Below are 13,770 nucleotides of genomic sequence, written 5' to 3'. Positions count from 1 at the left end.
ATGCCCTACACGGCACAGGGTGAACTCCGATATAATAAACATATTTCGCTCTATAAATGAACTTCTCATACTACATAACCCAAGGGGCTGCCGACGTATGTCCAAATTTAATCTGTTCCGAAAAATCATGCTGTTTATTTTCCTGATGTTGATTCCGATTGTCGGCCTCTATTTCTATTCGAACCAAACCACGACGAACGTACTCAGCAAGGAGCTCAGCCAATCGAATACGAACCAGCTCGTCTTCTTTCAGAATCAGGTGAATACCAATATTGATATTTTGGCATCGTGGCCGAATTTGCTGCTGCATGACCCGGACATTTCAAGCTTTCGGGATATTTATTTGCAGGATAAATATCTGAACCTGGACGCGATTAACCTGGTGAAGCAGATTCAGACGAAGCTGAGCATACAGGAGAGCTCTTCGAACTGGCGCAGCCACCTGGCCATTTATTCCCCGTCCCTTGGGCGGGTGGTCACCGAAAGCGATGCCGGGTTTTACTCGCCAAAGGAGCTTGCGGAGGACGTGAAGCCGGGCTGGCAGGTCACTCCTTATGATGAGGGGAGCGATCGGCGTTTCCTGTTTGTCTGGTATTCGGTGGCACCGTATTCCACCCAGCATCATACAGGCAAGTCAAATACCGTGATCAAGGTAGAATTCGACAGCACCAACATTCAGGATATGCTGGACCGCTTTAAAAGCGACGGAAGGAGCGATCCGTTCTACTATAAACCGGATACCGGCGTTATTTACAACCGTACCGCGGACCAGGAACTGATTAACCATATGATTGCGGAGCTGGGTCGGGAGCCGCTCCAAGACGTGGAGAACCGCGTGAAGGAAGTGGGCGGCAAAACCTATTCGGTCAGCATCGTATTATCGGAAACGACCGGATGGTATTTGATAGACTATATTCCGCTATCGGACATTATGAAGCCGATCCATACGTCCAACAGGCTCTTTTATATATCGATCGCCGCATTGCTCTTGATGAGCTGCCTCGCCGCATACCTGCTGTACTCCCAGGTTCAGGTTCCGATCAAGCAGCTGGTTTATGTGTTCCGCAGGCTGCAGGCCGGGGATTACGCGGTGAGGATGAAGGTATCGGGCCGAAACGAGTTCAGTTTTCTGGCTACGAGATTCAACTCAATGGTGGAGCAGATCCAGGAACTGTTCGAGCATGTATACATGGAGAAGATCCATGTCAGGGAAGCGAAGCTGAAGCAGCTGCAGTCCCAGATCAATCCCCATTTCTTCTACAACTGCTTCTCGTTTATCACCAGTATGGCGAAGCTTCGGAAATACGAAGCCGTCGTGGCGATGTCGCACAGCTTGTCCCGGTATTTCCGCTATACCACGCGTCAGGAACGGGAACTGGTTCCCTTGCCCGATGAGATGGAGTTCGTTACGCATTATTTGGAAATTCAGCAGATGCGGATGAGGCGTCTTAAATATCATCTCGATTTGACGGAGGAAGCCGAAGGCATGGAGATCCCGCCGCTGGTCATCCAGCCCCTCGTGGAGAATGCCGTCCTCCATGGCATTGAACCTCACTCGGGCGACGGTGAAATCAGGATAACCTTCCGAGTTCTGGACGGCATGGCCTGCATCCAAGTGGATGATAACGGAATAGGTATGAACGGGCAGAAGCTGGCCGAGCTGGAGGCTCGGTTGAACAAGCCGATGGATCAGGAGATGGGCTGCGGCGTCTGGAATGTTCACCAGCGCATGCGGCTGCGTTATGGCGAAGAGGCGGGCCTGCGGTTTGCGGCATCTCCGCAGGGCGGCGTACGGGCTGTGCTCTATTGGCCGCTGCCGGATCGCTTGGAAGGAATCAATCAAAGTCAGGGCAGGGGGCAGGGAATGAATGAATATCTTATTGGTTGATGACGAGAGTTATGTCACGGAAAGTTTATATCAGACGATACCATGGCGTGAGCTGGATATTGAAGAAGTGTATCAGGCTTCTTCCGCCTTGGAGGCGATCGACCTGCTGGAGGAGGAGGACATCGATGTGGTGGTCACGGATGTTCGGATGCCGGTCATGACCGGCCTTGAGCTGATGGAGACCATAACCGAGCGCTGGACGCATATCCGCTGCATTTTACTTACGGGTTATTCGGATTTTGAATATGCCAAGCAGGCGATTCGGCTGCAGGCATCCGATTACATTTTGAAGCCGGTGGACGATGATGAATTCATACGCAGCGTGAGCTCCGCCTTGGCGTCAATCAAGGAGGAGCGGAAGGAGCTTGGGCAGTACCATCAGTTGATGTACAGCCGCAAATCGGATCTCGGCATTCTGCGAAACAGCCTCATGCATGATCTCTTGCTTGGACGCGAGATACCGCGCCCTTCGCTCGAACACAAGCTGCATGAATACGAGATCCCGCTCCGAACAGACCGGCGGACGGTCATGCTGCTGATCCAGCTCGGGCAGAAATTTACAAGGATGGACGACCATTCGGTCGGCCTGATGGAATATGCCATCGGTAATATTGCGGAGGAGGTATTTGCCGAGCTGCTCCATGTGTGGTCCAGCAAAACGCCGCATAACGGCTTGATTCTGTTGGCTCAGTCCAAGAGCGAGTACAAGGCAGAGGAAATGAATCCATTTGCGGATTCCCGCGCATTGAAACAGTATGTATACCAGTTTCAACAGGATGTGGACAGCTATCTGAAGGGGAGCATTTCTGTTCTCGTATCGGCCTCCTTTGATTTTCCGGAGGAATTGGCATCCGTTTACCGGTCGGGATTAAGCTCGCTTTACCTCTGGGGAAACGGAGATCATGAAGCCATCCGGTTTGCTGAAGACCATGATGGCCGGCTGCGTGAGCCTGTATGGGACGTTACCCAGGCTTTTGCCAAACCGCCTAGTCTGCTGCATCTGCTGGAGACAAGGCAGTGGGATGCCGCCCGGGACAAAATAGAACAAGTTTTTGCAGAGCTTGAAACCGCATTCATTGGGCAGACGGCGTTGTATGAAATGTTTTTATCGGTTGCGAATGCCTTTATGTACCTGGCTCATAAGCAGGGCCATTACGTTCATCAGCTGGACCAGGCCGGCTGGGATCCCCTGTATATTCAGCAGGTGGTTCAGTCGGCTGCGAAGCTGCGTTCCTGGTCGCTTGATATGCTGAACAAACTTCATGATATCTCCTCCGAGCAGGAGATAACGAGCAAAAGCCATATCATCAAACAGGTTCAGGAGATGGTGACTGCCGATTCGGGTCATGACCTGTCCGTCAAGACGATTGCGGACCGGGTATTCCTGCATCCGGTGTATTTATCCAAGATTTATAAGAGTGAAACCGGAGAGGGACTTGGCGATTATATCATCCGCAAGCGAATGGAGCGGGCGTTATACCTGCTGAAGCATACAAACAAGAAGATTTATGAAATTACCGCTGAGCTTGGCTACCAGAACCCGCAGTATTTTAGCAAGATGTTCCGGAAGCACTACGGGATGACGCCGAACGAATACAGAGACCAAGGATGTTGCTAAAGGTGCAGAAATCTTCGATTCGTGACATAGGATGCGGCTGCCGGCCCCTCTATAATTAAACATGTAATCCATAAGGTGGTAGAAGGGGGATTTAGATATGAACGCTAGAAGAAAGAAATGGTTCCCGATCCTGGCCGCGTCCTTGTTGCTGGCCGGATCCTTGGCCGGATGCTCCGGGAGCGAGCCGAAGCCGGAATCGGCACAGCAGCCAGCCGAATCCAAAACTGAAAACGTCTACAAAGACAAATACGATCCGGAAGTTACGATTACGACGGTGTGGGGCGTCGATCCAACGCTGCAATTCAAGAATGGGGAAACGATCGAGAACAACGTGGCTACGAAGTGGGCCAAGGAGAAGTTCGGCATCAACATCAAATCGCTGTGGTCCATTACGGATACCAACGGCGCTTTTGCAACCAAGCTGCGTCTGGCTATGTCCTCCGGACAGGAGATGCCGGATATCGTCACGCTCGGTACCGAAAATCAGCAGCTGGCCCAGGATTTAATCGATTCCGGCATGTTTGCCGAGGTAGGCACGCTGTTTGACCAGTATGCATCGGAAACGTGGAAGAACGCGATGAATCTGGATTCCAATGTGTGGAATCAGTACAGCCGGGACGGTAAGCGAATGGGGCTTCCGGTACTGGATTTTGCCTATAATCACGACTATGTATTATGGATCCGGCAGGATTGGCTGGACAAGCTGGGGATGAGCGCACCGAAGACGATGGATGAGCTTGAACAGGTGATGGAGGCCTTCAAGAACCAGAACCCGTCCGGTCTAGCCCCGGACAAAGTCACCCCGCTCAGCATTGGCTTCAAAACGTCCATGAGCACCTGGATGGGCGATCCGTCCTGGATATTCGGCGCTCACGGAACGCTGCCGCAGCAGTGGAACGTGGCTGAGGACGGAAGCCTGGAATATGGCTCGGTTCATCCTGGCATGAAGGAAGGCTTGGCGAAGCTGAACGAGTGGATGAATAAAGGGTATATTCCGAAGGAAGCCGCACTGTGGGATGAGAATAAGACTGCCGAGCCGGCTGTAGCCGGAACGGCCGGGATCATTCCGGGGCCCTATTGGATGAGCGGCTGGCCGCTGATCGATACCGTGAAGAATGCGCCGGAAGCCGTCTGGAAGCCTGTGCAAATTCCGGCTGGTCCTGATGGCACTGCGATGCGGCATGGAACGCAGTATACAAATGGCGTTACCCTGATCCATAAAGACATGGAGCATCCTGAAGCTTTCTTCACGTATCAGAACTACCTGTTTGATAACTTTGCCGTGTCCAAGGAAGGCGGCGAATTTGCAAATGGACTGTTTGAAGGTTATGACTTCGAGCTCGATGCCAATGGCGAAATGGTTCCGAACGATCAAATCGAAGGCGGTTATGTCAATGTCGTCCGTTATTTGCTGGTCCGCGACGGCGCCCGGATTCCGGACGAGCAGATGAAAGCGCTGCTGAAGCTGGCAAAAGGGGAAAAGCCGGAGAGCCGTCTCGAAAAAGATGTCGCGGTCAACTATGGCAAGGATACGCCGGCCGCTGCCGAGGTGCTCCTCTCCCAAGAGGAGATCTCCAAGAAGAACATGTTTACGGGACCGGTTACCGCCACCATGAAATCGAAGTGGGATTATCTGCTGAAGATCGAGAATCAAACCCTGAACGAGATCATTTACGGCAAGCAGCCGGTTGAATCGTTTGATAAATTTGTAGAGACGTGGAAAGCCGGAGGCGGTGAACAGATCACCAAAGAGGTTAACGAATGGTATCAAAGCGTGAAATAGTTATGGTTACCGATTAATGAAGGGCGGCCTACCAAAGGCCGTCCTTTTTGTGCCATTGGAGCCGCCGCAAATTGATTGCTATCGTGCCATGAATATTGGTTTTGTGGGCTACTGCGTCCCGTGGGACGGGTCCTATAATCAAGAGGTAGATTGATTTAACGGGAGGATCTTGGATGAAGAGGATAAAAAAAACATGGCCTTTCCACGTCATGCTGCTGCCGGCCCTTATCTGTCTGTTCTTATTCAGTTATTTGCCGATGGGCGGCATCATTATGGCTTTTCAGGACTATAAGCCGTGGGATGGCGTTGGCGGCTCCGCATGGGTGGGCTTGGACAATTTCCGTTATTTGTTTGAAAGGCAGGACAGCATGCAGGTCATATGGAACACGTTGGTCATCGCGGTGATGAAAATCGTGTTCAATCTGCTGATTCCGTTCGTGTTTGCCATCCTGCTGAATGAAATCCGGAAAACGGCGCTTCAGCGGAGCATCCAGACGATGGTGTATTTGCCCCACTTTTTGTCCTGGGTCATTCTGGGCGGAATTTTGATCGAAATGCTCGCCGTGGACGGCTTTGCCAATCGGATTCTGGCGGCAGTCGGCATCGATCCGATCTTTTTTCTCGGAGACAATAACTGGTTCCGGTTCACGGTGATCGTGTCCGACGTATGGAAGGAGTTTGGCTACAATACAATTGTATTCCTGGCTGCGCTGGCCGGCGTTAGCCCGACCTTGTACGAAGCTGCGGAGATGGATGGAGCGGGACGCCTGAAGCAAACGCTTCATATCACGATCCCTGCCATGATTCCCATTACGATCGTTGTCGGAACATTGGCGCTGGGCAACATCCTGAATGCCGGGTTTGACCAAATCTTCAACCTGTACAATCCGCTGGTATACGAGAAAGGCGATATTATCGATACCTTTGTATACCGTACAGCAATCCTGAATGGCGAGATGGGGTTCGGAACGGCCATCGGCTTGTTTAAATCGGTGATCAGCATGGCCCTTATTCTCGTATCCTATCGGCTGGCCTACAAGTGGGCGGGCTACCGTATATTCTAGCAGAGCGAAAGAGGGAGAGCCATGTACCATAAAACGATGGAATACCGCATATTTAACGTGTTTAATACCTGCTTGCTTGTCTCACTGGCCATTCTCTGCATCATTCCGCTGCTTCATGTGCTGGCGATTTCGTTCAGTTCCAAAGCCGCTGCCGACGCCAGTCTGGTGGGATTATGGCCGGTCGATTTTTCGCTGGAGGCTTACAAGAAAACGATCAATAACCCGGCGTTTTTGCACTCGATCTGGATCTCCATTGCGCGTACCGTATTAGGAACGGCTCTAACGCTTGCCGTAACGTTCCTGGCCGCATACCCGCTGTCCAAGGAGAACCGCGTCTTCCGCAGCCGCAGTATTTATTCCTGGCTGTTTGTGTTCAGCATGGTGTTTAATGGCGGCCTGGTGCCATTCTATATCGTGATTCAGAAGCTCGGCTTGATCAACTCCTTCTGGGTGCTGGTCATTCCCGGCACGGTGAATACCTTTCTGGTCATCCTGATGCTGAACTTCTTCAGGGGGATTCCGAAAGAACTGGAGGAAGCGGCTTTCATCGATGGAGCCGGCCATTTCAAAACGCTGTTTAAGATTTATTTGCCGATCTCGCTGCCCTCGATTGCCACGATTGCGCTGTTCAGCATGGTGTTCCATTGGAACTCATGGTTTGACGGGCTGCTGTATCTGAACAATGCCAAGGACTTCCCGCTGGCGACCTTCCTGCAGACGGTTATTATCCAGCGGGATATGAGCTCGATGAGCATGAGCCCGAAAGAGATGGAGCTGTTGTCCCAGACGACGGTGAATGCCGCACAGATCTTTATCGGCGCGGCGCCCATCCTGCTGGTCTATCCTTTTTTGCAGCGTTTTTTCGTTAAAGGGATGACGCTGGGCTCTGTCAAAGAATAAGAGATGCAAACATAACAGGAAACAGGAGGTTTAACCTACTATGAAACGAACGTTTAATCCGATTAGCTCGCGCGTTCCGCACATGCTGCATGGCGCCGATTATAATCCGGAGCAATGGCTCCGTTATCCCGAAGTCCTCGAAGAAGACATCCGGCTGATGAAGCTGGCGAATTGCAATGTGATGTCCATCGGCATTTTTTCATGGGTTTCATTGGAGCCCGAGGAAGGGGTATTCACGTTTGATTGGCTTGACGGCGTATTTGACCGCTTTGCCGCCAATGGAATTTATGCCTTTTTGGCTACGCCAAGCGGCGCAAGACCGGCCTGGATGTCGGAGAAGTATCCCGAGGTGCTGCGCGTAAGCGAGAGACGGGTCCGTAACCTGCACGGCTTCCGGCATAACCACTGTTATACTTCGCCGGTCTATCGGGAGAAGGTCCATACGATCAACAGGAAGCTTGCGGAGCGGTACGGCAACCATCCAGCCGTGATCGGCTGGCATATCTCGAACGAGTTTGGCGGCGATTGCCATTGCGACTACTGTCAGGACGCATTCCGGTCTTGGCTGCAGGCGAAGTACGCCACGCTGGATGACCTCAACCATGCCTGGTGGACCGCATTCTGGAGTCACACGATTACGACATGGAGCCAGGTTGAATCCCCGGCACCACACGGAGAGACGCAGGTCCATGGAATGAACCTGGATTGGAGACGGTTTGTAACCGATCAGACGGCGGATTTCATCCGGCACGAAATGGAACCCCTCCGCAGGGTCAATCCGTCCCTTCCGGTTACGACGAACCTGATGGAATATTTTGAAGGACTGAATTACTGGAAGTTTGCCGATCTGCTGGACGTGATATCCTGGGACAGCTATCCGACCTGGCATGACCAGGGCGGGGATGATGCTGTGCAGGCAGCCCGCGTTGCCATGATGCATGATATCATTCGTTCGATCAAAGGCGGACAGCCTTGGATGCTGATGGAGAGCACGCCAAGTCTGACCAACTGGCAGCCGGTGAGCAAGCTGAAGCGTCCGGGTATGCATTTGCTGTCTTCCATGCAAGCCGTTGCCCATGGTTCGGATACGGTGCAATATTTTCAATGGCGAAAGAGCAGGGGATCGAGCGAGAAGCTGCACGGCGCCGTCGTCGATCATGTCGGTCATGAACACACCCGGGTGTTCAGCGATGTGGCCAAGGTCGGGGACTATCTCAAGAAGATGGATGCCGTTGTAGGAACAGGCATTCCGGCGGAAGCGGCGGTCATTTTTGACTGGGAGAACCGCTGGGCCATCAACGATGCCCAGGGTCCGCGGAACAAGGGAATCAAGTATGAGGAGACCGTGCAAAATCATTACCGGGCTTTATGGGAGTTGGGAGTCCCGATCGACGTCATCGATATGGAGCAGGACTTCTCCAGATATAAACTTTTGGTAGCGCCCATGCTGTATATGGTACGCCCAGGCGTGGGCGAGCGGATTCAACAATTTGTGGAAGCGGGCGGCACGTTTGTTGCAACGTATTGGTCGGGAATCGTCGACGAGTTTGACCTTTGCTTCCTTGGCGGATTTCCGGGGCCCCTCCGTAAGACGCTCGGCGTATGGTCGGAGGAAATCGATGCTCTCCATGATCACGATGTCAATGGGATCGTAACGAATGACGGAGGGGGGCTTGGCTTGGCCAAAGCTTATGAAGCCATTGAGCTCTGCGACCTCATTCATCTGGAGACGGCGGAGGCACTGGCCGTTTACTCATCCGATTTTTATGCGGGACGGCCTGCTTTGACGGTCAATCAGCTGGGGAAGGGCCGGGCTTATTATATTGCCTCCCGGAACAAGGAGCCGTTTCATTCCGATTTTTACAGGAAACTCGTTGAACAGACTGGTGTCCGCCGGGCGCTGCCGGTGGAGCTGCCTCCGGGCGTTAGCACATCCATTCGTACGGATGGAGAGTCGGACTACATTTTCGTGATGAATTTCTCTGGCGAAGCGAAGCGGGTCACGCTGGACGGAACCCGGTACAGCGATTTTATCTCAGGCGAAGCCATAGGGGCTGAACTTGTGTTGGCTCCTTATGGAGTGAAGGTGATCATGAAAGGCGGGAGTTCGTAAGCCGTCTTAGCTTTCGATGCTCCGATTCGTTTCACAACATGCCTCCTCCAGGGACAGGTGCCTTCGTACGGTGTCTGTCCTTTCTTCATATACCGCGCAGCTTTTGTCTATACCATATGATCGTCTTATCCGCACCGGATCTGACATTTCACCCCTTTGCGCACGGGGTTCATTTTGCTTGGAAAAGGACCGGAAATGTTGGCATTATGCCCTGTGGCTTCATTTGGAGAGCGCTTACAATAGGGATGTCACTTGCGCAGTGAACGAAAACCAAGGAGGTATCATGATGACTGAAGTTGCGAAAGGAGTTTGGTTCAGGATGTTTCTATGCGTATCGATGCTTGCGTTATCGTTTGGCTTTACGGGTAACGGCTCAGCCGAGGCGGCGCCTGCTTTTGCAAAAGGAGCGGACATCAGCTGGGTTCCCGGTATGGAAGCTCAAGGATATAAGTGGAAGGACAAGACAGGGGTTCAGCGCGATATTCTGGACATTCTGAAGAATGATTACCAGATCAATTCCGCCAGGATTCGAGTCTGGGTAAATCCCAATATGAATGATTACATGAACGGCTATCTGAATGCGGAAAAAGCCGCCGAGCTGGCCCAGCGTGCCAAGAATAAAGGCATGAGCATTATGCTTACGCTGCATTACAGCGATTCCTGGGCGGACCCGGGACAGCAGAACAAGCCCTATGCCTGGCGTAATTTTACCTTTCAGCAGCTGATGGATGCGGTCTATTCCCATACCGTCTATGTGATGAACACCATGAAGAATAAGGGCGTGACGCCGGATTGGGTACAGGTCGGCAACGAAACCAACAACGGGATGCTGTGGGAGGACGGCAAAGCTTCGGCGAACATGAAGAATTACGCCTGGCTCGTCAATACGGGGCATAATGCAGTGAAGTCCGTCAGCAGCCAGACCAAGACGATCGTTCATTTATCGAATGGCTACGACAATGAATTGTTCAAGTGGAACATTGGTGGCTTGATCAGCAACGGCGCGAACTTTGATATTATCGGCATGTCGCTGTACCCGGAAGCAGGCGATTGGTCTTCGAAGGTCGATCAAACGATTGCCAATGCCAAAGACATGACCGCCAGATATGGAAAAAGCATCATGATCAGCGAAATCGGCATGGATTACAATCAACCGGAGGCAGCCAAGAGCTTTATCCAGAGCATCAAGACCAAGGTGAGAGGCTTAGCGGGAGGTACGGGGCTGGGCGTGTTCTACTGGGAGCCTGAAGCCACGCCGGGATACAATGCGGGATACAACAAGGGAGCCTGGCAGGCGGACGGGAAGCCGACTATTGCCTTGGAAGGCTTTAAAGACTGAGCGTTTCTAACCAGTACATTGAGCTAGAAGAACCCTGTTTCCGAGAAATAGAAAGGGTTCTTCTCTTTGTTTTTTCAGCCCTGCTGGCGCACGATTTGTACCTGTTCCGCATGTTTCCCCATTTTACTCAGAAGCCCAATGAGTTGATGTTTCTCTTCCTCATCCAATCCACCCAGGGCATGCTCGATGTGACGTTCATGCAGGGGGTAAAGCTTCTGCATTAATTGCTCTCCGGGTGGAGTCAGCTCGGCGTAAATGACCCTTCTGTCCTCGGGACAGGGTTTGCGGCGCACATAACCTTTTTCAACGAGCTTATCAACCACATAGGTTACGTTTCCGCTCTGCAGGAGCAGCTGTGCCCCGATCTGCTGGATGGGCTGGCGGCCTTTATAGTACAGTACTTCCATTACGGCAAATGAAGTTGGATTAAAGCCTTCGATTTTACTGTTATTCACGACATGTTCGTTGACGCTCTTGAATGACTTGGCAAACACCCGATACAGGTGCATAGCAAGCTGTGTATCGCGTTCATGTGACACCTTCATACATTCTCCCGCCTTTGATATGGACTCATGTCCTGAATTACTTCAAATCTAAGATTACGCTGAAATGAGTAAATTCAACATGTGATTTGTCACAATCCGGCCGAAACATTTTCATTCTCCGCTCGTATCAACTACACCTCCAGCCTGATAAGCCGGAATCAGAGGGATTTCAACCGCTGCTGCTGTTGTGTAAAACGCAGAAATGAACAGAAGGATAAAGCTTTTGGCGCAGGGAGAAAGGGCCACATGGTCCCTGAAACTTTTACAGTATAATGTAAGAATGTTTTGCTAAATGCAACGAATCCTTGTCTATCTGCGTAATACTGAGATAAGGATTAACGGATGGGGTGTTAGGATGCATAAGATTCAAGAGAATGAATGGGATACCGAACCGGTACTGAAGGTGGATATTCAGCAGGCGGGTTACGAACCAGGCCGCCCGCGCATACGGGATATATCCTTTCAAGTGGCACCCGGCGAACTGCTGGGGTTGATCGGACCGAATGGAGCCGGAAAGAGCACGACCATTAAGACGGTGCTGGGGCTGCTTAAAGATAGTAAAGCCGACGTCTTTATTGCAGGTCAGCCGCCCCGATATGCTTATGTTCCCGAGCAGCCGGTGTTTTATGAGGATTTGACGCTGTGGGAGCATCTGGATTTGGCGGCTGCTGCATTTGGAATGGATGATGAACATTTCGAGAGACAGGCCGATCAGCTTCTCCGTCAGTTTGGAATGGAGCCGGTGCGCAATGAACTGCCGGGAGGCTTCTCCAAAGGAATGAAGCAGAAGATGATGCTGATGATCGGATTTCTCTCCAAGCCGGACGTCTATATTGTAGATGAACCGTTTATTGGATTGGATCCCCGGGCCACCCGAGATTTCTTGAATTTGCTGCTTGAGGAGAGAAGTCGGGGAGCCGGCGTATTGATGTCCACCCATGTGCTGGATACCGCAGAGAAAATTTGCGATCGCTTTGTGCTCATATCCGCAGGCCGGATTGCCTCGGAGGGCACGTTGGATCAAATTCGCCAGGCCGCTGATCTTCCCGGCGCATCGTTGTTTGATTGCTTCGATGCGCTGACATGAGGGAGGGAATGGACATGGATCGATCCTATCATTTTAGCCATCCGGGCGCCCTCTTTTGGCGAAGGGTGACCGCTCATTGGAAGAATCAACGCGACAATCTGGCAACCGTGGTCGATTGGATCGTAATGCTGTACATCATTGTTCCGGGTCTGCTGCTGGGAGGCGGGCTCTACCGAGAGTTATGGACGAGCCCGCTTCCCGGATGGGCCCAGTTCTTTCCGCTGCAGGCGGTGGTAGGCCTTCTGCTCTTTATGTTCTCAGGTAGAGTGCTGCTGTTCCTGGAAGAGGCTGACGTATTGTTTCTTCGCCAGCAGCGAGGCTGGATGAAGGGGTTAATGATCAGGGGCATGGCATACAGTCATACGGTCTCAGCGATAAAGGGATTGGTCGTTACAGTGCTTGCGCTGCCAATTCTGGTCAGGGAACATGAGATAACCGGCATTGCCCTGGTGACCTTGCTGATGATGACGGCTGTATGCGCCTGGTGCGCGAATTTATTAACCGCCATGATTCGCTCCAGTTATAAAGGCTGGCGGAAACATGGAATGACTTATCTCGTACGCTGGCTCTCATTCGGACTGTTAGCGCTGCTTGTTACATTTTGGCTGGAGTCCTATGCTGTATTGTGGACAGCTGCCTTGATTCTGCTTATGGTTCTGTTTCTTCTTAGCCGCAAGCGGCTTGCCATGCAAGGAACCTTCATCGCAGATGCGCGTGAGGATGCGAAGACAAGGGTCCAGCTGACGGAGAAGCTGCTCGTTCAAGCCGTCGGCAAACCACCAAGTGTACGAAGCAAGACCTGGTTTATGCGCAAGTCCGGCCGATTGTTCAAAGGTACAGCGGAGAAGAGGCTGGCCGATGCGGGGGTAAAGGCGATTGTGCGCCACCCTGAGAGCTTGTTATTGTACATTCAGATTACGCTGGTCGGCATTCCGGCTGTCTGGCTGCCGCCGCCGATCATCAAAATCATCGTATACCTTGCTCTGGTATTGATGATGTCGTATTGGCTGAATACAAGATGGGCGGTGTTCGCCAAAGCCGAGTTTATGCAGGTGCTCCCGTTTACGAATCAGCAGCATCGTTCGGCTGGTGTCCTCGCTGTCCGGACCTTGCTCGCTCTTCCCGCATTTCTTTATTCCCTCGTGGCTGGGCTAACGCTTTTGCAAGGGGGAATGGGATGGCTCGCCGTGCTTGCACTGACTGTGCTGGCAGTCATGGTAGCGCCATCGCTCATGTCTTGGCCAGTCTACAAAGAGGAGAGACACCCGCAACAATAATAAAAAGCGTGCTGGAATGCTCCAAGGGATGGTCATAGCCCCGTCAAGTAGACAATAAAAAAAGAGAAATTTTATTAAGCGGCGACTTTCTCCCGAAACTCAATCGGGGAGAGGTCGCCCAGTTTGTTTTGGAAACGTTCCTTGTTGTAAAACAAA

10 protein-coding genes are annotated in these 13,770 nt (G+C 52.0%); 9 read left to right on the top strand and 1 reads right to left on the bottom strand.

What is annotated here, in order from left to right:
• Window positions 1-97 precede the first annotated feature (97 nt).
• The 7 genes from AK95_RS21195 to AK95_RS21165 all read left to right on the top strand — a co-directional run bounded on the left by AK95_RS21195 (window position 98) and on the right by AK95_RS21165 (window position 10,705).
• Window positions 98-1,888 carry a sensor histidine kinase gene (locus AK95_RS21195; RefSeq protein ID WP_071221894.1) on the top strand — a complete coding sequence of 597 codons (1,791 nt, stop codon included), beginning with the start codon at window positions 98-100 and terminating at the stop codon, window positions 1,886-1,888.
• On the top strand, window positions 1,869-3,506 hold the full coding sequence (locus AK95_RS21190) for a response regulator (RefSeq protein WP_071221893.1): 1,638 nt from the start codon (window positions 1,869-1,871) through the stop codon (window positions 3,504-3,506). Before AK95_RS21195 ends, AK95_RS21190 begins: the two co-directional genes overlap by 20 nt.
• A gap of 97 nt (window positions 3,507-3,603) precedes the next feature.
• Window positions 3,604-5,289, top strand: coding sequence for a type 2 periplasmic-binding domain-containing protein (locus tag AK95_RS21185; RefSeq protein WP_071221892.1), 1,686 nt, complete (start codon window positions 3,604-3,606; stop codon window positions 5,287-5,289).
• 173 nt (window positions 5,290-5,462) lie between these two features.
• A complete protein-coding gene (locus AK95_RS21180; protein WP_071221891.1) occupies window positions 5,463-6,353 on the top strand; it encodes an ABC transporter permease in 891 nt (296 codons plus the stop codon).
• Window positions 6,354-6,374: 21 nt separating this feature from the next.
• Window positions 6,375-7,253, top strand: a complete 879-nt coding sequence (locus tag AK95_RS21175) for a carbohydrate ABC transporter permease (RefSeq protein WP_071221890.1) — start codon at window positions 6,375-6,377, stop codon at window positions 7,251-7,253.
• Between the two features lie 40 nt (window positions 7,254-7,293).
• Window positions 7,294-9,366 carry a beta-galactosidase gene (locus AK95_RS21170; RefSeq protein ID WP_071221889.1) on the top strand — a complete coding sequence of 691 codons (2,073 nt, stop codon included), beginning with the start codon at window positions 7,294-7,296 and terminating at the stop codon, window positions 9,364-9,366.
• A 319-nt stretch (window positions 9,367-9,685) separates the two neighbouring features.
• Window positions 9,686-10,705 (top strand): glycoside hydrolase family 53 protein, encoded by a 1,020-nt coding sequence (locus AK95_RS21165; RefSeq protein ID WP_235613214.1) that lies wholly within the window; start codon window positions 9,686-9,688, stop codon window positions 10,703-10,705.
• Window positions 10,706-10,779: 74 nt separating this feature from the next.
• Here the strand turns inward: AK95_RS21165 and AK95_RS21160 are convergent, their stop codons facing one another.
• Window positions 10,780-11,250, bottom strand: coding sequence for a MarR family winged helix-turn-helix transcriptional regulator (locus AK95_RS21160; RefSeq protein ID WP_071221887.1), 471 nt, complete (start codon window positions 11,248-11,250; stop codon window positions 10,780-10,782).
• Window positions 11,251-11,605: 355 nt separating this feature from the next.
• On the opposite strand from AK95_RS21160, the gene AK95_RS21155 reads away from it, so the two are divergent.
• A complete protein-coding gene (locus tag AK95_RS21155; protein WP_071221886.1) occupies window positions 11,606-12,337 on the top strand; it encodes an ABC transporter ATP-binding protein in 732 nt (243 codons plus the stop codon).
• Window positions 12,338-12,351: 14 nt separating this feature from the next.
• Window positions 12,352-13,614 carry an ABC transporter permease gene (locus tag AK95_RS21150; protein ID WP_071221885.1) on the top strand — a complete coding sequence of 421 codons (1,263 nt, stop codon included), beginning with the start codon at window positions 12,352-12,354 and terminating at the stop codon, window positions 13,612-13,614.
• Window positions 13,615-13,770: the final 156 nt, after the last annotated feature.

Origin of the sequence: Paenibacillus sp. LC231, assembly GCF_001860525.1 — a bacterium.
GTDB lineage: Bacteria > Bacillota > Bacilli > Paenibacillales > Paenibacillaceae > Paenibacillus_AQ.
Note: the sequence above shows the minus strand (reverse complement) of the source record. Positions and strands in the feature narration are given on the sequence as shown.